This is a genomic window from Arthrobacter sp. Marseille-P9274, assembly GCF_946892675.1.
Classification (GTDB): domain Bacteria; phylum Actinomycetota; class Actinomycetes; order Actinomycetales; family Micrococcaceae; genus Crystallibacter.
The window spans coordinates 47,238-65,510 of the sequence record NZ_CAMPOV010000005.1 but is presented as its reverse complement, the minus strand read 5'-3'; the positions used below and the strand labels follow the sequence as shown (position 1 = coordinate 65,510).

The 18,273-nt window shown below is 68.0% G+C and carries 14 protein-coding genes and 2 riboswitches; of the genes, 4 read left to right on the top strand and 10 right to left on the bottom strand.

What is annotated here, in order from left to right; genetic code table 11:
• Positions 1–16 precede the first annotated feature (16 nt).
• From gcvP to OC550_RS21325, 5 genes are all read right to left on the bottom strand, one after another.
• Positions 17–2,890 carry an aminomethyl-transferring glycine dehydrogenase gene (gcvP, locus tag OC550_RS21345; RefSeq protein WP_262107965.1) on the bottom strand — a complete coding sequence of 958 codons (2,874 nt, stop codon included), beginning with the start codon at positions 2,888–2,890 and terminating at the stop codon, positions 17–19.
• 153 nt (positions 2,891–3,043) lie between these two features.
• Positions 3,044–3,142, bottom strand: a riboswitch (glycine riboswitch).
• A 143-nt stretch (positions 3,143–3,285) separates the two neighbouring features.
• Positions 3,286–4,743, bottom strand: a complete 1,458-nt coding sequence (gene cycA / locus OC550_RS21340) for a D-serine/D-alanine/glycine transporter (protein WP_262107964.1) — start codon at positions 4,741–4,743, stop codon at positions 3,286–3,288.
• Between the two features lie 359 nt (positions 4,744–5,102).
• Positions 5,103–5,193: riboswitch (glycine riboswitch) on the bottom strand.
• Positions 5,194–5,327: 134 nt separating this feature from the next.
• The gene (locus OC550_RS21335) at positions 5,328–5,843 is read right to left on the bottom strand and encodes a DinB family protein (protein WP_262107963.1); all 516 of its coding nucleotides are present in this window, start codon (positions 5,841–5,843) and stop codon (positions 5,328–5,330) included.
• A 40-nt stretch (positions 5,844–5,883) separates the two neighbouring features.
• Entirely contained in the window at positions 5,884–6,315 is a 432-nt protein-coding gene (locus OC550_RS22330; RefSeq protein ID WP_306556952.1) for a protealysin inhibitor emfourin, read from the bottom strand.
• Positions 6,312–7,376, bottom strand: coding sequence for a M4 family metallopeptidase (locus OC550_RS21325; protein ID WP_262107962.1), 1,065 nt, complete (start codon positions 7,374–7,376; stop codon positions 6,312–6,314). Before OC550_RS21325 ends, OC550_RS22330 begins: the two co-directional genes overlap by 4 nt.
• A 112-nt stretch (positions 7,377–7,488) precedes the next feature.
• Between OC550_RS21325 and OC550_RS21320 the strand changes: the two genes are divergently transcribed.
• A complete protein-coding gene (locus OC550_RS21320) occupies positions 7,489–9,474 on the top strand; it encodes an MFS transporter (RefSeq protein WP_262107961.1) in 1,986 nt (661 codons plus the stop codon).
• Between the two features lie 34 nt (positions 9,475–9,508).
• On the opposite strand, the gene OC550_RS21315 is transcribed toward OC550_RS21320, so the two are convergent.
• Entirely contained in the window at positions 9,509–10,165 is a 657-nt protein-coding gene (locus OC550_RS21315) for a GntR family transcriptional regulator (RefSeq protein ID WP_262107960.1), read from the bottom strand.
• A 209-nt stretch (positions 10,166–10,374) separates the two neighbouring features.
• On the opposite strand from OC550_RS21315, the gene OC550_RS21310 reads away from it, so the two are divergent.
• Positions 10,375–10,626 carry a hypothetical protein gene (locus OC550_RS21310; protein WP_262107959.1) on the top strand — a complete coding sequence of 84 codons (252 nt, stop codon included), beginning with the start codon at positions 10,375–10,377 and terminating at the stop codon, positions 10,624–10,626.
• Here the strand turns inward: OC550_RS21310 and OC550_RS21305 are convergent.
• Entirely contained in the window at positions 10,623–11,663 is a 1,041-nt protein-coding gene (locus OC550_RS21305) for a LacI family DNA-binding transcriptional regulator (protein ID WP_262107958.1), read from the bottom strand. The two genes, OC550_RS21310 and OC550_RS21305, sit on opposite strands and share 4 nt — an antisense overlap.
• 146 nt (positions 11,664–11,809) lie before the next feature.
• On the opposite strand from OC550_RS21305, the gene OC550_RS21300 reads away from it, so the two are divergent.
• Entirely contained in the window at positions 11,810–13,693 is a 1,884-nt protein-coding gene (locus OC550_RS21300; protein ID WP_262107957.1) for a glycogen debranching N-terminal domain-containing protein, read from the top strand.
• Positions 13,694–13,814: 121 nt separating this feature from the next.
• Here OC550_RS21300 and OC550_RS21295 read toward each other — a convergent pair whose 3' ends face one another.
• Together OC550_RS21295 and OC550_RS21290 are read right to left on the bottom strand one after the other, a co-directional pair.
• Positions 13,815–14,951, bottom strand: coding sequence for a Vms1/Ankzf1 family peptidyl-tRNA hydrolase (locus OC550_RS21295; RefSeq protein WP_262107956.1), 1,137 nt, complete (start codon positions 14,949–14,951; stop codon positions 13,815–13,817).
• The gene (locus OC550_RS21290; RefSeq protein ID WP_262107955.1) at positions 14,951–15,190 is read right to left on the bottom strand and encodes a hypothetical protein; all 240 of its coding nucleotides are present in this window, start codon (positions 15,188–15,190) and stop codon (positions 14,951–14,953) included. Before OC550_RS21290 ends, OC550_RS21295 begins: the two co-directional genes overlap by 1 nt.
• A 211-nt stretch (positions 15,191–15,401) precedes the next feature.
• Here OC550_RS21290 and OC550_RS21285 point away from each other — a divergent pair, with 211 nt between their 5' ends.
• On the top strand, positions 15,402–16,913 hold the full coding sequence (locus tag OC550_RS21285) for an acetyl-CoA hydrolase/transferase family protein (protein WP_262107954.1): 1,512 nt from the start codon (positions 15,402–15,404) through the stop codon (positions 16,911–16,913).
• 127 nt (positions 16,914–17,040) lie between these two features.
• On the opposite strand, the gene OC550_RS21280 is transcribed toward OC550_RS21285, so the two are convergent.
• Positions 17,041–18,225, bottom strand: coding sequence for a TerC family protein (locus tag OC550_RS21280; RefSeq protein ID WP_262107953.1), 1,185 nt, complete (start codon positions 18,223–18,225; stop codon positions 17,041–17,043).
• Between the last annotated feature and the right edge of the window lie 48 nt (positions 18,226–18,273).

Sequence of the window (18,273 nt, the reverse complement as noted above, 5' to 3'; positions counted from 1 at the left end):
CTACGGAACCTTTTCGTTAGTTGGCCGACTCGGCGAATTCTTCGATGGGCGGGCAGGAACAGATCAGGTTCCGGTCTCCGGCCGCGCCGTCGATGCGGCCGACCGGAGCGAAGTACTTGTCCACCTTCAGGTTCGGCAGCGGGAACACGGCCTGCTCGCGGGAGTACTTGCGGTCCCAGTCGCTGCTGACCACGGCGGCCGCGGTGTGCGGGGACAGCCGCAGCGGGCTCTCCTCGACACCGAAGTCACCCTTGATGACCTGCTCGATTTCGCCGCGGATAGCGATCATGGCCTCGATGAAGCGCTCGATCTCGGCCAGGTCCTCGGACTCGGTCGGCTCCACCATCAGCGTGCCCGCCACCGGGAAGGCCAGCGTCGGGGCATGGAAGCCGTAGTCGATCAGGCGCTTGGCCACGTCCTCGGCGGTGACGCCGGACTTGGAGGTGAGCTCGCGCAGATCCAGGATGCACTCGTGGGCGACCAGGCCCTTATTGCCGGTGTAGAGCACCGGGAAGTGCTCGTTCAGGCGGGACGCGATGTAGTTCGCGGCCAGCAGCGCCGTCTTGGTGGCGTTGGTCAGGCCCTCTCCGCCCATCATGGCCACGTAGGCCCACGAGATCTGCAGCACGCCCGCGGAGCCGTACTTCGAGGCCGAAACCGGGACGCCCTTGCCTTCGTGCTCGGCCAGCGCCGCATTGCCGGGCAGGAACGGCACCAGGTGCTCCGCCACTGCGACCGGGCCGACGCCGGGGCCGCCGCCGCCGTGCGGGATGCAGAAGGTCTTGTGCAGGTTCAGGTGGGAGACGTCCCCGCCGAACTTGCCGGGCTGGGCGAGGCCGACCAGCGCATTCAGGTTGGCGCCGTCGATGTAGACCTGCCCGCCTGCCGCGTGCACGGCATCGCAGACCTGGCGGACGTCGGCGTCGTACACGCCGTGCGTGGACGGGTAGGTGATCATGATGGCAGCCAGGTTGTCCTTGTGCTGCTCGATCTTGGCGTCGAGGTCCGCGTGGTCGATCGTGCCGTCGGAAGCCGTCGCGACGACAACGACCTTCATGCCGGCCAGCACTGCCGAGGCAGCGTTGGTGCCGTGCGCGGAGGCCGGGATCAGGCAGATGTTGCGCTGCTCGTTGCCCTGGGACAGGTGGTACCGGCGGATGGCCAGCAGGCCGGCGTACTCGCCCTGCGAACCGGCGTTCGGCTGGATGGACACGCCGGCATAGCCGGTGATCGCGGACAGCCGCGCCTCCAGGTCCTCGATCAGCTCGCGCCAGCCCTGGGTCTGGTGGTCCGGGGCGAAGGGGTGGATGGTGGCGAACTCCGGCCACGTCATGGATTCCATCTCGGCCGTGGCGTTGAGCTTCATGGTGCAGGAGCCCAGCGGAATCATGGTGCGGTCCAGCGCCAGGTCGCGGTCGGAGAGGCGGCGCAGGTAGCGCAGCATCTGGGTTTCCGAACGGTGGCTGTGGAAGACCGGGTGGTTCAGGTAGGACGAGGTCCGCTGCACGGACGCATCCAACTCGAAGCCCAGGCCGGAGCCGGCCGCGGCGGCGATGCGCTCGGCGGCGCCGTCCACGCCGAAGGACTCGGCCACGGCAGCCAGGTGCTCCGCCGTCGTCGATTCACCGGTGGAAATGCCCACGTGGTCCCCGTCGATGACCCGCAGGTTGATGCCCTTGGCCTCCGCCGCGGCGATGACCTCGGCAGCCTTGCCCGGAACCTTGACGGTGAGGGTGTCGAAGAACTGCTCGGCGGCGAGTTCCAGTCCGGCGTCGCGCAGCACGGTGGCGAGCGTGCGGGCCTGCGCGTTGGCGCGCTGGGCGATGGCCTTGAGCCCCTCGGGACCGTGGTAGACGGCGTACATGCCGGACACGATGGCCAGCAGTGCCTGCGCGGTGCAGATGTTGGAGGTGGCCTTCTCGCGGCGGATGTGCTGCTCGCGGGTCTGCAGGGCCAGGCGGTAGGCCGGGCGTCCGGCGGAGTCCTTGGAAACGCCGACCAGGCGTCCGGGCAGCTGGCGCTCCAGGCCCTTGTGCACGGCCATGTACGCGGCGTGCGGGCCGCCGTAGAACAGCGGCACGCCGAAGCGCTGCGAATTGCCGACGGCGATGTCCGCGCCCTGCTCGCCGGGAGGCGTAATCAGGGTCAGCGCCAGCAGGTCGGCGGCGACGGTGACCATGGCGCCGCGTTCCTTCGCTTCGGCGATCACCTGGGTGTGGTCGGCCACGCGGCCGGAGACGCCCGGCTGCTGGAGCACGATGCCGGACAGGTCGCCCTCGGGCAGGCCGGCGGTCAGGTCGGCGACCTCGACCTCGAAGCCGAGTGCCTCGGCGCGGCCCTTGACGACGGCGATCGTCTGCGGCAGCAGGTCGGCGTCCAGGACGGTCTTGCCGTCGGCGTGCTTCTTGTTGCCGCGGCGCATGAGCAGCACGGCCTCGGCGACGGCGGTGGCTTCGTCCAGCAAGGAGGCGTTGGCGATGGCCAGGCCGGTCAGGTCCTCGACCATGGTCTGGAAGTTCAGCAGCGCTTCGAGCCGGCCCTGGGAGATTTCCGGCTGGTACGGCGTGTACGCGGTGTACCAGGCAGGGGATTCGACGACGTTGCGGCGGATGACCGGCGGCGTGATCGTGTCGTAGTAGCCCTGGCCGATCATTTGGACCGCCGTGATGTTCTTGGCTGCCAGTGCGCGCAGGTCGGCCAGCACCTCGGCTTCGCTACGGGCCGCCGGCAGGTCCAGCGGGGCCTGCTGGCGGATGTCGGCGGGAACTGCCGTGTCAACCAACTCGTCGAGGCTGGCGTAGCCAACCTGCTTGAGCATCGTCTCGGCGTCGCTGCTGCGCGGGCCGATATGGCGCTCGGCAAAAGGGGCGATGGTGGGTTGAACCGTCATGAAGGAACTCCGTTAATTGGGCTGGCATGCGTGGCACGCCATGTGGATCGGGTCCCTCCCCACTCTGTATTGGACCTGAGAGATTCCGCGGAACGAATCCGCTTGCACCGTCGGTGAGCCGGTTTCATGTGTCCGGCTGCTTTCCAGAGTTGCCTCTCCGCGGCGGTACAGGTGCCTGAGAGATTCCTGGGGAGGTATTGCTCCTACGGCGCCTGCTGACTAGCACCAGCAGGACTCTCCCGCCGCATGTCGAAGGCATGATTCAGTTATTGTCGATGTGAGCATCGTAACCGTTCCGGACCGGCCTCCACAAGAAGGTCGCCGCCCGGTGACAGCCCGTTCAGGGCAGGCCGCCGCGGGGTCTCCGCGGCGGCCTGCCGGACCGACGTGCGGGGTCAGTGCACGTCTGCGGGGCTTTCCTGCTGCGCCTCTTGCTCGCGCAGCTGGGCCCGGAACATCTCCGCCCGTGCCATGTGCACCGGACGCCGGCGCAGGATGGCCCAGGCGACGCCGAGGACGACGAACCAGAGCGGGGTCACCAGCAGCGCGGTGAGCGTGTCCGGCTGCGTGGTCAGGGCCCAGAGGACGAAGGCGAAGAACGCGAACACCACCCAGACCATCGCGATGCCGCCGGGCATCTTGAACTTGGACTCATTGTGCAGCTGCGCCCGGCGCTTCCGGAAGGCGAGGTAGCTGGCCAGGATGATGGACCAGACGAACATGAAGCAGACCGCGGAGACCGTGGTAACCATTTCGAACGCCAGGGCGATGCTGTCGCCCGCGTAGAGGAGGACGACGCCGGCGAGCAGCAGGACGCAGGACAGGAACAGTGCGTTCTGCGGAACCTTGCGCGAGGAGAGCTTGCCGAGGGTGGTCGGAGCGTCGCCTTCCTGGGCGAGGCCGAACACCATGCGGGAGGTCGAGTAGACGCCGGAGTTGGCCGAGGACATTGCCGAGGTCAGCACCACGAGGTTGACGATGGTGGCGGCCATCCCGAGTCCTGCCAGCGAGAACATGCCGATGAAGGGGCTGTGCCCGGCCTGGAACTCGGTCCACGGGGTGACGGCCATCAGGATGACCAGGGCGCCTACGTAGAAGAGCAGCACGCGGACGGGGATGGAGTTGATGGCCTTGGGAAGGTTCTTCTCCGGATCCTTGGCTTCCGCCGCCGTCGTACCCACCAGTTCGATGCCCACGAAGGCGAAGACTGCGATCTGGAAGCCCGCCACGAAGCCCATGAACTCCTGCGGGAAGAAGCCGCCGTGGCTCCACAGGTTGCTGAAGGAGGCCGGGCCGGCATCGGACTCGAAACCGGTGAAGATCATGACCAGGCCGGTGACGATCAGCGCCACGATGGCGACGATCTTGATCAGGGCGAACCAGAACTCGGTCTCGCCGAACGCCTTGACGGTGGCCAGGTTCAGCAACAGCAGGACGGCCACGGTGAACACGCCCGGGATCCAGAGCTGGATGCCCGGCACCAATTCATTGGCGTAGCCGGCGATGGCGATGACGTCCGCGATGCCGGTGACGACCCAGCAGAACCAGTAGGTCCAGCCGGTGAAGAACCCGGCCCAGGGACCGAGGAGGTCGCCGGCGAAGTCACTGAAGGACTTGTAGTTGAGGTTGCTCAGCAGCAGCTCGCCCATCGCCCGCATGACGAAGAACAGCATGAAGCCGATGATCATGTAGACGAAGATTACGGACGGACCCGCAACGGAGATCGTCTTGCCCGAACCCATGAACAGGCCGGTGCCGATCGCACCTCCGATGGCGATCAGCTGGATGTGCCTGTTGCTGAGCTGGCGCTCCAGATGGGGCGCCTTCTCAGTCGAGACGGCATCAGTTTTCACGTACAGCTCCTTGATTTGACAGGGTTTCGTTCCTCTTGGGCACGATGCAGGACAGCCGGATGTCAGCCGAAAGCCCAGCCCTTGTCCGCGCGGAAATAGAGGTCGGCAGTGGTCCAGTCAGGGGGCCAGGGCCGGATGGAGGGGGTAGGCGCAGCTGCGCCTTGGTTGGGGGGCGTTGGCGCTCTCGCTCGGGATCGCCATCAGGAACTCCATCACGTCAGGTGGCGCAGGTACGCCACGTTGATTCGGGTTCCTCCCCACTCTGTATGGAACCTGAGAGATTCGGGGTGCTGCATCGCTGCATGCGCCCTTGCCCCGACGGTGAGCCGCGCTGATGCGCAGCTGCTTTCCAGAGGTGCCTCGCCGCGGCGGTACGTGGGCCTGAGAGATTCCCGGGGAGGGTTTGCTCCTTCGGCGCCTGCACCGGCAGGACTCTCCCGCCGCAGATCACAAGCTAGTGCGCCACGAGTGACGCGACTCACACCTTAGCGGTTTTCCGCCGCACAACGCAACCTCCTTTCCGACCGACCGTTCGGGCCGGCCCGGCGGGATCCTGCCGGCGCAACCGGAATCCGCGCGCGGAACTAGGCTTCCCCGCGCCCGAGCATGCCCTTCACATATGCGGCCTGGCCGCAGTGCTCCAGACAGTCATCGAGGACGCTCACCAGCCGGACGCCGAGCGTCACATGCGGGTTCCAGCGCGTGTCCACCACGCGGTCCAGGTCCTCCTCGGTTAGTCCGCGCAGGTACTCGATGGTCGCGGCGTGGACGTCGTCGAAGTACTCCCGCAGCAGCGCGGGTGAAGCGACGCGCACCTTGTCGACCTGCCCGGACCTGTGCCCGAAGCCCGTGTCCCCGGCCTCCAATGGCAGGCCGATCTTCGCGGCCCATCCGCCCGCGGTCCACTTCTGCCCCGTCCCGGCGACGTCGGCGATGTGGTCGTCCTGCACGCGCGAGAGGTGCCAGACGAGCCAGCCGATGGAGTTCCCGCCCCCGCCCGGCCGCACGGCGAGTTGCTCCGGCTCCAGCCCTTCGAGGATGTCGTGGACGCGTTCCTGGGCGCGGCCGTAGGCGTCGATCAGCAGGTCGTTGAGTTTCATGGAGCTAGCCTACGACGACGGCGGGGAGCCGCGTGCGACGCTAGCGGCCGTCTTCGCCAGGGCCGTGCTGCGGCGGCGGGAACAGCCTCTGCCCGGGTTCGGTAGCCCTTCGGGACGGCTCCGTCACCGGCCGTTCCGGTTCCAGGACGTCCTCGTCCCGGTCCACGGCTGGTTCCGGTCCGGAGCGGCCTGCTTCGCTTGGGCCGCCGGCGCGGGCGGCGTCCCTGGTTCTGTCCACCAAGGCCCGCCAAGGGCCGGTCACATGGCGTTCAGGCAGCGTCGCCTGGTGCTCCCCCGCGATGATGGAGTAGACATAGCGGTCGGGCTGGTTGGCGTCGTCAGGCACGTCATCCCACGGGCACGAGTCGATCAGCGGCATCCAGACGTCGCGCAGCTCCGGCTGGGCGACGTCCACCGCCCACCGCGTAGTCAGTCCGGCGAACCCGCCGGTGCGCCTGACGGCGATCTTCATTCCACTACGCCCACCTCTGTCCAGGCTGCCGTGACGGCCTTGAGTTCCTCTGATTCCTTACCGTAGCGGCTTTCCGCCGCGGCCGCAGTAGCCTCCGCAAAGGCCGCGAAACCGCTGTCGGGGCTGAGCAGGGCTCCAGTGATCGTGTCGTACCAGATCTGCCCCGCCCGCTCCCACGCCTTGCCGCCCAGCTGGACCGCCAGCCGGTAGAAGGCGTGGTTGGGGATGCCCGAGTTCAGGTGCACGCCGCCGTTGTCACCGCGGGTGTCCACGTAGCCCGCCATGGTGGCCGGCTGCGGATCCTTGCCGATGACATCGTCGTCGTATGCGGTGCCCGGCGCCTTCATCGACCGCAGGGCGGTGCCGTTCACCTCGTCCGTGAACAGGCCCGCGCCGATCAGCCAGTCCGCCTCCTCCGCGGTCTGGCCGAGCCGGTGCTGTTCGACCAGCGCCGCGAAGACATCGGACACTGATTCGTTCAGCGCCCCGGGTTGGCCCTGGTACACGAGATTGGCCGTATGCTGCATCACCCCGTGGGTCAGTTCGTGCCCGACCACCGACAGCGACTTGGTGAAGCGCTGGAAGATCCTGCCGTCGCCGTCGCCGAACACCATCCTGGTCCCGTTCCAGAAGGCGTTGTCGTAGTCCTCGCCGTAGTGGACGGTGGCACGCAGGATCTCGCCCGCACCGTCCAGCGAATTGCGCCCGTACGCCTGCGCGTACAGGTCGAAGGTGTGGCCCAGCCCGTCGTACGCCTCGTTCACGGCGGGATCCTGCACTTCGGCCTCCCCCTCGGTGCGGACACGGACGCCCGGCAACCGCTCCTGATGCTGCGCGTCGTTGATCTGCCGCGTCGGATGCAGGCCCGTCCCGCCCGACCCGGTTGACGGCAGGATCCCCGGGAGCTCCGCCATCCGGGCGCAGGACACGTTCCGGCGCCGCCGGATCAGCGCATCCCTGCCCAGGGCACGCTGCGCCGCTTCCGCGACGGGCAGGAAGGACCGGTCTTCCAGCAGGGCCAGGCGGCGGAGCAGATAAGGCGGAACGAATGAGCAGTGCATGCAGACCTCCTTGCGTCTACCCTCAGCCTAGGCGCCGGATCCGACATTTTGCTCTCCCTCGAACGGCTGCTCCGGCCCCCGTCCGGACACCGCCGGCCGCTACTCTGGTGGCATGCCTGAGTCTGCCGCCGCGCGCAAGCGCATGCCTATCTGGGCCGTCATCACCGTCCTGTGCCTAGCCGGCACGACGGTGTCGCTGCAGCAGACCATGGTGGTTCCGCTTCTGCCGGCGTTCCAGCAACTGCTCGGCGTCTCCGCCGACGACGCTTCCTGGCTGGTCACGGCAACGCTTTTGACCTCCGCCGTCGCCACCCCCATCGTGGCGCGTCTGGCGGACATGTTCGGCAAGCGGCTCATGATGCTCGTCTGCATCGTGCTGATGACGGCCGGCTCCATCGTTGCCGCCCTCGGCTCGGACTTTGCCACCATCGTGGCCGGCCGCTCCCTGCAGGGCTTTTCCTCCGCACTGATCCCGGTCGGCATCAGCATCATGCGCGACGAGCTCCCGCGCGAAAAGGTCAGCTCGGCCATCGCGCTGATGAGCGCGACCCTGGGCATCGGCGGCGCGCTCGGACTGCCGTTGGGCGGGATCCTGTACCAGCAGGCCGGGTGGGAATCCGTCTTCTGGCTGTCCGCCGCCGTCGGCGCGGCGATCCTGGTGGCGGTGTTCGCCGTCGTCTCCGAATCCGATGTCATGACGCGCGGCCGCTTCGACTTCCTCGGAGCCGTGATGCTCTCGGTGATCCTGACAGCGCTGCTGCTGGCCATCTCAAAAGGCGGCAGCTGGGGCTGGGGCAGCGAGCGGACCATCCTGCTCTTCGTCGTCACCGCCGTGGGGCTGGCGCTCTGGATTCCGTACTCGTTGAAAGTCAGCCAGCCGCTGGTCGACCTGCGTACCTCCGCGCGGCGGCCGGTGCTGCTGACCAACATCGGCTCCATCATGGTCGGCTTCGCGCTCTTCGCCAACATGCTGTTGAGCACCCAGCAGCTCCAGCTGCCGGTCGCCTCCGGGCACGGCTTCGGGCTGGATCCCGTGGCCGCGGGGCTGGCCATGATTCCGTCCGGGCTCGCCATGGTGGTCTTCTCTCCGGTCTCAGGCGCCCTGATCAACCGCTACGGCGGAAAGGCCACCCTGATCACAGGTTCGGCCATCATGGCCGCCGCCTATATCGGCCGTGTGTTCTTCAGCGATTCCATCGCCGCGGTCATCATTGGTTCGACGATCGTGAGCATAGGTTCGGCCGTGGCCTATGCCGCGATGCCAAGCCTGATCATGGCCAACGTCCCGATCACGGAGACGGCCTCCGCGAACGGCCTCAACGCGTTGCTGCGGGCCATCGGAACCTCGTCCTCCAGCGCCGCCGTCGCCGCCATCCTGGCGGGCGTGACGGTGAGCGTCGGCGGCACGGTTTACCCCTCCATGGCCGCGTTCCAGGACGTGTTCTGGCTGGCGGCGCTGGCTTCCCTCGCGTCCTGCGCGGTGGTCGGGTTCGTCCCGCGTGTCCTTCCGGAACCTGTGCCGGAAGGCGCACCCGCGGAAAGGGCGGCGGCGGTTACCCAGGCGGGCGAGAGCGCCGAGACGGTGGTCGGCGGGACGGTGCAGCGCCCCGACGGCCAGCCGATCGCCCACGCGGTGGTCACCGTCATGAAGACGTCCGGCGAGCCCGTGGACTGGAGCCGGGCCAACAACGACGGCGAATTCTCCCTCGCGCTCCCCGGCCCCGGGGAGTACCTGGTGGTGGCCAATGCCGACGGCTGGGCGCCGACGTCGAAAGTCGTCCGCTTCACGGGAACGGAACGCGACGAACGGATCAGGCTGACCCAGCGGCTCACCGTCACCGGCTGGGTGCTGCGCGGCGGCGCGGCCCTGCCGGGAGCCCTGGTCGCGCTGAGCGCGCATTCCGGGGAGTACATCGCCTCGACCCGGACCGATGACGCGGGCAGGTACGAACTGCGGCTGCCGCCCGTGGGCCGGTACGTGATGACGGTGGTGGAACCCGACACGCAGCGCACGCAGTCCCGTACCCTCGTGCTCAGGGCGGAATCGACGGTGGCCAACTTCGACGTGGTCGGCGCCGCCCGGGAAACCCTCCTCTGAACCTGTTGCCTGAGAACCTGCTGCCTGAGTCCGGTTAGGCTTCCGCGGGCGAGCCGCTGCCGCGCAGCTCCTCGGTAAGGACCCAAAACATGCGCCGCAGCCGCTGCACCGCTGCGTCCGGCTCATCCGCTTTCAGCAGCGCCACCGATTCCTTCCAGCCGTCGATCCAGAGGAAGTAGAACTCCGAGCGCCGGTACAGATAGAGCCGTCCCAGCGAACGCTTCAGGACATGCTCATTCACCGCGCGCAGCTCATCATGGTCGGCGGCGTCGATGATGATGCGGATCAGGTCCAGCAGGATCTCCCGGGACCCCGGCATATCCCCGCTGTTGAGCGCGTCCTCCAGCTGCCGGGCGCGCGCCTCCATGGCGGCAATGCCGCTGCTGCCGATCCTCGGGGCGGCGCGTTCGAAGACGGCCACGAGCACCACTTCGAGGACATCGAGCAGCTGGATGGCATGCAATTCATTGACGACGGCGATCTGCCGGGTCTGGTCCGGCAGTGTTTCCACCAGCCCCTCGTCGGTCAGCTGCGCCAGCGCCTGGGGCACAAGCCCGGCGGCCACATGAAGCTCCTCCGACAGCCGGGCCTCGTCAAGCGGGGATCCCGGAGGGAGGGCCCCGGCAAAGATCTGCCGGCGCAGCGCCTCCGCAACGTCGGGGCCGCGGCTCGCGGGAAAATCGTCTCCCATCGCGTCTCCTTGTCTTCGGACGGTCTTCGCACGGCTCGTTCCCCGATCGCCATGTTCAGGGTAAACCGCCCCGGTCATTGGCAAAGATGCATCCCCCATCCTAACCTAGTGAGATCTGCATCACAGGATCGCGGGCAGATTCGGACGCGCAATCATTCCACCGCGGCCCGGGGCGGAATGCCCCTTGCCGGCGAGGACGGGACCCACCGATGATCAGGAAATATACCGCTTCGGCGGAAGCCAGCAGCCGCCACCCGCAGGATTGGGGCCGGGCCATGGCGGCGGCCCTGACGGAACTCATCGAGCAGCGGCGCGAAGACGGCGGGGACGTGAGCCACGAAGATCTGTACGGCGAGGACCTGAAGCTGGTGATCGGGGCGATCCGCGGCGGGGTGGAGATCACGCTGACCTGGACTCCGGAGGGCGACCAGGCACCGGAGCGGGACGGCTTCGATATCTAGGAGGGCCGGCCCAGATCGCGGGGTGTCCGCACCACCAGCGAGGGTTCCAGCAGCAGATGCTGCTCCGGCCCCTGGCCCTCCGGCCGGCCGGCCAAGCGGTGGGACAGCACGTCGATGATCTGCCGGGCCGCCCGGGCGATCGGCGGCGAGAGGCTGCTGAGGCCGACCGCTTCCGCGACCGGAGTGTCGTCAAAGCCGACGACGGCGGGTGTCCGCCCCGGCACGGCGCTGCGCAGGTAGGCGAACGCCCCCAGCGCGAGCGAATCGCTCGCGCAGACCAGGGCTTCGGCGCCTCGCTCCAGCAGCAGGCGCGCCGCATCGGCGCCGCCCTCGACCGTGTCCTCTGCCGCCGCCTGCAGCTCTGCCAGCTTCCCGGCGGACAGGCCCCCGGACATGGCCCGCAGCCAGCCGTCGCGCCGCTCCCCGCCGGGGCCCGTCTCGGCCGTCCAGCCTACAAACCCCACGGCGGCGTATCCGCGGTCCCGCAGGAACCGGGTGGCCGCCGCCGTGCCCGCCGCCCCGTCGACGTCGACCCAGGGATAGGGCACCGCGAAGGGGTCCGGCCCCCCGCCCGGGCGGCCAAAGCAGGCGAACGGCACGCCATGCTCCTGCAGCCACTCCACCCTGGGATCCCCGGCATGCGCGGCGGTCAGGACAAAGCCGTCGAGGTCGGCCGCGTGCAGCAGGTCCTCGATCCGCGCAATCTCTTCGCCGTCGTCGTCTGCGCTGTAGAGAGTGAGCCGGTAACCCGAATCCTGGGCCGCCTCCGTCAGCGCGTGCAGCAGGCGGTCCGGGACCGAGCCGCTGATCCCGCCGGCAGCCGGGCGCAATCGCATGCCCAGGTCCATCGACCGGCGGGTGCGCAACTGCCGGGCCGCGGCGCTGGGCCGGTAGCCGCTCTCTTCGATCGCGCGCAACACGCGGTCCCGGGTCTCCGCTTTGACCCGTTCGGGATTATTGAGAACATTGGAGACGGTTTGTCGAGAAACCCCGACGGCCTCCGCCAGGCTCACGAGAGTGGGCTTTTTCCGCACCATTCGCCGATGCCTTTCCTGCCTCCGCTCCCCGCGCGAGGCGCTGGCCCTTCAGGCAGGGGTTGCGTGAAAGAGGGTTTCTGCCAAGATTTAAACACCACAGTATGAACGTTCAAATCGGGTGTCAATGGCATCCTGAAGGAGCATCAATGACCTTCCGGCAGCCCTACCTGCACGACCTGACCGGTGTAGTCGCCGCGCCCATCCAGGCATGGAGCGACCACCACGGACAGATCCGGGGCGAGGGCGCGCAGGGTGCCTACTGCGGCGACGACCGTGTCCTGGCCCGTGCCGTCCTGCGCGTCAACGGCGCCGAGCCGGAGTGGCTTTCGACGCAGGAATACACCTCGGGCGAGAACGAATTCGTCTACGTCATCCGGATGCCGGCGCAGTCGGCGGACCCGCTGGTCTCGGTGACCAGGATGCGGACCGCGGTGCCCGGCCGGCTGGCAGAGTCGCTAACCTTCAAATCCATCCGGACAGACCCGGTGCGCCTCAGCGTGCAAGTGGAACTGGTCGCGGACTCGACGCCGCTGGAGCAGGTCAAGGCCGGCGCCTCGACGGCAGCCGGGTCCCTGGCACCCGGCTCCAGCGAATGGCAGTGGCGCGGCGAGGGCACCGGCGCCCGCCTATCGGCCGAGGGAGCCGAGGTCGAGTTCAACGGCAGCCAGGTCCTGCTGGCCTGGGAATTCGATCTGCCGCCGGCGGACGCCGTCGTCGTTGACTGGTCGCTGGACCTGCGCAATGAGGGTTTCCCGGTGGTGGCGGCCGACGGCCAGCCGCTGCGCACCCCTTCTGTCAGCGGTGACCCCCGCCTGATCCGGCTGATGTCCCGGTCCATCAGCGACCTGAACGGCCTGCGCATCGCGGACCGGACGTACCAGCAGAACTCGTTCCTGGCCGCCGGCGCGCCCTGGGCCATGACGCTGTCCGGCCGGGATGCCTTGGTCGCGGCCCGGATGCTGCTGCTGATCGACCCGCAGCTCGCGGCCGGCACGCTCCGCGCGCTGGCCGCCCGGCAGGGCACGCACAGCTCGGGGGATTCGGGCGAGCAGCCGGGAAAGATCCTGCACGAGGTCCGGCGGGTGAGCTACGAGACGGACGACGACGGGCGGATCCGGCAGGTGCCGGCGGTCAGTTACGAATCCATCGACACCACCTGCCTGTGGATCATCCTGCTGCACGACGCCTGGCACAGCGGCATGTCCGATGCGCAGGTCCAGCAGCTGCTGCCGAACCTGCAGGCGGCCCTGTCCTGGCTGCAGGAGTACGGCGATTCCGACGGCGACGGTTTCCTCGAGTCGCCCGGCGAGGGTTCCGGGGGCGGCTGGCAGGGTTGGAAGAATTCGCCTGATGCCATCCGTTTCCATGACGGGCGGGTGGCGCAGGGGCCGATCGCCCTCGCGGAAGTCCAGGCCTACGCCCATGAGGCCGCCACCGTCGGCGCGGAGATGCTGGACCATTTCGGCCTGCCGGGATCCGGCGAATGGCGCGCGTTCGCAGCCGACCTGGCCCGGCGCTTCCGCGAGAAGTTCTGGTGCGAAGACGAGGCGGGCGCCTATCCCGCCGCCGCGCTGGACCGCGACAAGCGCCCGGTGGATGCCCTCGCCTCCAGCATGGGGCACCTGCTCGGCACTGGGCTGCTGCACCCGGAGGAGAAGGCCCTCGTGGTCGAACGCCTGATGGACCGCAGCATGTTCACGGGCTACGGGGTGCGGACCATCTCGGACACCAACGGCGGGTACTGGCCCACGCGGCACCATGCCGGCTCGGTCTGGGCCCACGACACGGCGTGGATCCTGATGGGCATGATGCGGGACGGGTTCGATGAGCAGGCGGCCAAGCTTGCACGCGGACTGCTGGACGCCGCCGAGGGGTTCGGCTGGCGGCTGCCCGAGCTGTTCTCGGGACACGACTCGTCCCGGATGTGGCCGCCGGTTCCCTATCCGACGGCCTGCAGGCCGCAGGCGTGGGCCGCCGCCTCCGCGGTGCCGATCGCCCAGGCGCTGGGCGGTTTCAACGTGCTCGGCTGACGCAAGGGCAGCCATCAGGGCCCGGCGCGAGGTCCGAAGCACCGGCCCGACGCGAGGAACGGCTCCGGCGGGATCATCCCGCCGGAGTCGTTCTGCGTTGGATGCGCGTTGGGCGTTTAAGTCAGGAGTGCGGCACGTCCGGCCCGGTCGGCCAGCGCAGCAGCGCCGCCACCTTGGTTCCCGGGTCCAGGACGCCGGGCGGCACCAGCGAAACCTTGGCGTCCGTCAGCGCGGCCGCCCGGACCAGCGCCGCCGGTGCGGCCATGCTGCCGAGCACCCGTCCGCCGAGCGCATCGCTCTTCTGCGTCGCGATCCACGGTTCCTGGTCCAGCACGAACGCCTCGTGTCCGGTCAGCGAGGAATCCTCCAGGATGAGCCGGTCCACCTGCGCCTGCTGCAGCGCGGAGACCACGTTGCCGTAGCCGTTCGCCGAGACGGGATGGCTCTGGCCCTTCTGCACGGCGAGCTTGTCCAGGATCTCCTGCTGCTGCCGCGCCCAGACCTCCGCGACGAGCCGCGAGACTTCCTGCTGGAACGCCTTCGGGTCCGCCCCGCCCGTCCTGGTGTGGGACTCCACCGTCGCCTCGATTGCGCGGCTGGCCTCCGAGAGCTGGTCCACCACCAGTTCCCGCGCCCTGATGTCGCCGGCCACGATCAGCAGTCGGGCGCCGCAGGAGCGGACCACCTTATCGATGGCAGCGGCAATCTCGTCCGCGTTCTTGCGCCAGATCTCTTCGGTCCGGTGCTGCCGGCGGCCCTGCTCCATGCCTCCGGTGGGCACCTTCTTGAGGTTTTCCCGGTCCCCCTCGACCGCGTGCTCTTCGGCCACGCCGCCGCGGCGGGCGTACTGCAGGCGGATCTCACCGCCGTCGCGTCCTACCTCCGCCACCACGTAGGGAAAGTCATCGCCGCGCTGCTTGATCAGCGGCAGCAGGTCCGGCACGGTGTCAACCGAGATCTTCTCCGGCCCCGTCATGGGCCCGGGCAGGACCTCGTTCACCTCGACGTTGCCATCCCGGACCAGCACGTAGCGGGTGACCGGCGCCGGCATGCCGGTGGCCGGAGCGATGGCTTCCTCGACCGCGCGCAGGTCCGGCTTCGAAATGCCCTGGCTCGAGAGCACGTCACGTACCCGGTCCGGCAGCACGTCGCCGGCCCGGAGGGTGTCCACGGTTCCGGTGCTCGCGTCCACGTAGACCGTGGTCCATGGGCCGGTCTTCCGGTAGAGGTCCGCGTACGAATTGAGCTGCTCAGCCATCAGCGGGTCACACCGCCCTCTTCTTCTTTGTCCCGGCGGCCCTGTTCGGCGTTGCGCTTGGCTGACTCGTTCCGCAGCGCCTCAAGCACCTCGGAACTGTCCGTCTCGTCGGGGAAGGGTTCGGTCTCTCGGAATTCCTCGGCGTGTCCCGGTTTGCTGCCCTGGATCAGGCCCTGGTCTTCATGCTTCATCTGGTCATCCAGCGCGGGTCCGTGCTTGTTGCTGCCCCGTTCCACCATTGCGATCTCCTTCCCGCAGCGGCGCAAGCCGTGCGCTTTATCGATCCGTAACCTCACCGTAGCACCGGCCATCTGGGCGTGGAAGGGACTCCCGGCAACCGCCGCGGGCCGCCCCAAGGCCGGGGCCATGACGCCGCTGAAGCGGCTCCGGCCGGTCCCTGGAGGCGGCCCGTACTAGAGTTGAGCCGAACCCGAGAACGAAGGATCGTCAATGCACCACCGCATCCGCAGCGCCGGTTTGGCCGAGCGCCTCATGTCCGCCGACGAAGCAGCCGCGCTGATCCAGCCGGGAATGACGGTCGCGATGAGCGGCTTCACCGGGGCCGGCTATCCGAAGGCCGTGCCCGGATCGCTGGCCAAGCTGATGGCGCGGGAGCACGACGCCGGCAAAGACTTCCGCATCAACGTCCTGACCGGCGCGTCCACGGCCCCCGAGCTCGACGGTGTGCTGGCCGAGGCCAAGGGAATGCAGCTGCGCCTGCCGTTCCAGTCGGATCCGGCCCTGCGCAGCCAGATCAATGCCGGCGAGATCGACTACATAGACATGCACCTGAGCCACGTCGCCCAGCACACCTGGTTCGGGTTCTTCGGGCACATCGACCTGGCCGTCGTGGAGGTCGCCGGCATCCTCGAAGACGGGCGGCTGATCCCCTCTTCCTCGGTGGGTAACAACATGACCTGGCTGCGGGACGCGGACAAGGTCATCCTCGAAGTCAACGAGTGGCAGCCCGACGGCCTCGAAGGCATGCACGATGTCTACTACGGCACCGCGCTGCCGCCGCACCGCAAGCCGATCATGCTGGAGCATCCGGATGACCGGATCGGCGAGCCCTACCTGCGCGTGGACCCCGCGAAGGTCGTGGCCGTCGTCGAAACCAACGCGCCGGACCGCAACTCGCCCTTCAACCCGCCGGACGAGGCGTCGATGCGGATCGCCGGCCACATCCTCGACTTCTTCGAGCATGAGATCAAGCGCGGCCGAATGCCGGAGCAGCTGCTGCCGCTGCAGTCCGGCGTCGGCAACGTCGCCAACGCCGTGCTGGCCGGGCTCTCGACCGGCGGCTTCCGCGGCCTGACGGCCTACACCGAGGTGATCCAGGACGGCATGCTGGACCTGCTGCGTTCCGGCGTGCTGCGGATGGCCTCGGCCACGTCCTTCTCGCTGAGCGCCCCGGGCCTGGAGGAGTTCAACGCCAACGTGGACTTCTACCACGACAAGATCCTGCTGCGGCCGCAGGAAATCTCCAACCACCCGGAGGTCATCCGGCGCCTGGGCTGCATCGCCATGAACGGCATGATCGAGGCGGACATCTACGGCAACGTGAATTCCACCCACATCGCCGGCACCAAGATGATGAACGGCATCGGCGGCTCCGGCGACTTCGCCCGCAACTCCTACCTGTCAATCTTTATGTCCCCGAGCACCGCCAAGGGCGGCAAGATCTCCGGGATCGTGCCCATGGTGAGCCACGTGGACCACACCGAGCACGACACGATGGTGATGGTGACCGAACAGGGTCTGGCGGACATGCGCGGCCTGTCCCCCAAGCAGCGCGCCCGGCTGGTCATCGAGAAGTGCGCGCACCCGGACTTCCGGCCGATGCTCGAGGACTACTTCGACCGCGCCTGCCGCGACAGCCTGGGCAAGCACACGCCGCACCTGCTCGGCGAGGCGCTGTCCTGGCACCAGCGGTTCGTCGAGACGGGCAGCATGCGCCCGTAGTCCCGCAATCCCGCAGTCCCGCAGTCCCGCAGTCCTCTGAAGGGATGCCCCGGAACGCAAAGAATAACGACGGCGGTGCGCACCGCCGTCGTTATTCTTTGCGTTGTTCTGTGGTTACATTGCGTGGCTACCGGGCGAGGTATTCCTCGTGCTGCCGGTGCGCCTCGGCCACCTGCTCGCGGATCTTGTCCACGTCCTTGGCCTTGTTGCGGTACTTCGGCTCCATCTGCAGGATCTGGCGTTCCTCCTCGACCAGGGCCTTGAAGATGCGCTCGCGCTCCTCCAGGTCCGCGGTGTACCCGAGGTCGAGGTAGTTGACCGCGTGCCGGCGGGCGTTGTTGATGGCCGTCTGGGCCTTGCCGGCCTTGCTGAGCAGCGAGGCGACGACCGTGATCACCAGGACGCCGATGATGACGGTCAGCGACAGCCCGGTGGTGATTTCGATGACCTCGACGGGCTCGCCGCCGTTGATGAACGGCAGGTTGTTCTCGTGCAGCGCGTGCAGGATCAGCTTCACGCCGATGAAGGCCAGGATCGCGGCCAGGCCGTAGGAGAGGTAGATGAGGCGGTCCAGCAGGCCGTCGATCAGGAAGTACAGCTGGCGCAGGCCCATCAGCGAGAAGGCCGTGGCGGTGAAGACGATGTAGACGTTCTGGGTCAGGCCGAAGATGGCCGGGATGGAGTCCAGGGCGAAGAGGATGTCCGTGCCGCCGATGGCCACCATGACCAGCAGCATCGGGGTCAGGGCCTTCTTGCCGTCCACCATGGTGGTGAGCTTGTCGCCGTCGTAGTAGTCCGTGGTGTGGAACATCTTCCGGGCCAGCCGGATGATGAAGTTGTCCGCCTCGTCGCCGTCCTTGTCCGGCTTGAGCAGGTTGCCCGCGGTGAGGATCAGGATGAGGCCGAAGGCGTAGAACACCCAGGCGAAGGAGTTGATCAGGGCCGCGCCGAGGAAGATGAAGCCGGTCCGCGCGATCAGCGAGAACACGATGCCGAACAGCAGCACCTTCTGCTGGTCCTCGCGGGGGACCCGGAAGCTGGCGATGATGATCAGGAAGACAAAGAGGTTGTCTACGGAGAGCGCCTTCTCCGTGATGTAGCCGGCAAAGTACTCCGAGCCCATCGCGCTGCCGCCGAACACGAGCACCAGGATGCCGAAGATGATCGCGATGCCGACGTAGATGGACGACCAGATGGCCGCTTCCTTCAGCGTCGGCACGTGCGCCTTGCGGATGTGGAAGAAGTAGTCGAAGGCCAGCAGGGCCAGGATCACGACAATCGTGATTCCCCAGATCAGGGGTGGAACTGTCATCAGGTTCCTCTTTCGTAAGGTGGGTAGCAACGTACCCGCAAGTCTCTC

What these genes read in the sequence shown, in the direction of transcription:
- OC550_RS21280 (WP_262107953.1), bottom strand. Translation starts at nt 18,225, where the DNA reads ATGACAGTTCCACCCCTGATCTGGGGAATCACGATTGTCGTGATCCTG.
- OC550_RS21290 (WP_262107955.1), bottom strand. Translation starts at nt 15,190, where the DNA reads ATGGTGGAACGGGGCAGCAACAAGCACGGACCCGCGCTGGATGACCAG.
- OC550_RS22330 (WP_306556952.1), bottom strand. Translation starts at nt 6,315, where the DNA reads ATGAAGATCGCCGTCAGGCGCACCGGCGGGTTCGCCGGACTGACTACG.
- OC550_RS21310 (WP_262107959.1), top strand. Translation starts at nt 10,375, where the DNA reads ATGATCAGGAAATATACCGCTTCGGCGGAAGCCAGCAGCCGCCACCCG.
- OC550_RS21325 (WP_262107962.1), bottom strand. Translation starts at nt 7,376, where the DNA reads ATGCACTGCTCATTCGTTCCGCCTTATCTGCTCCGCCGCCTGGCCCTG.
- OC550_RS21335 (WP_262107963.1), bottom strand. Translation starts at nt 5,843, where the DNA reads ATGAAACTCAACGACCTGCTGATCGACGCCTACGGCCGCGCCCAGGAA.
- gcvP (WP_262107965.1), bottom strand. Translation starts at nt 2,890, where the DNA reads ATGACGGTTCAACCCACCATCGCCCCTTTTGCCGAGCGCCATATCGGC.
- OC550_RS21305 (WP_262107958.1), bottom strand. Translation starts at nt 11,663, where the DNA reads ATGGTGCGGAAAAAGCCCACTCTCGTGAGCCTGGCGGAGGCCGTCGGG.
- OC550_RS21285 (WP_262107954.1), top strand. Translation starts at nt 15,402, where the DNA reads ATGCACCACCGCATCCGCAGCGCCGGTTTGGCCGAGCGCCTCATGTCC.
- OC550_RS21315 (WP_262107960.1), bottom strand. Translation starts at nt 10,165, where the DNA reads ATGGGAGACGATTTTCCCGCGAGCCGCGGCCCCGACGTTGCGGAGGCG.
- OC550_RS21295 (WP_262107956.1), bottom strand. Translation starts at nt 14,951, where the DNA reads ATGGCTGAGCAGCTCAATTCGTACGCGGACCTCTACCGGAAGACCGGC.
- OC550_RS21300 (WP_262107957.1), top strand. Translation starts at nt 11,810, where the DNA reads ATGACCTTCCGGCAGCCCTACCTGCACGACCTGACCGGTGTAGTCGCC.
- OC550_RS21320 (WP_262107961.1), top strand. Translation starts at nt 7,489, where the DNA reads ATGCCTGAGTCTGCCGCCGCGCGCAAGCGCATGCCTATCTGGGCCGTC.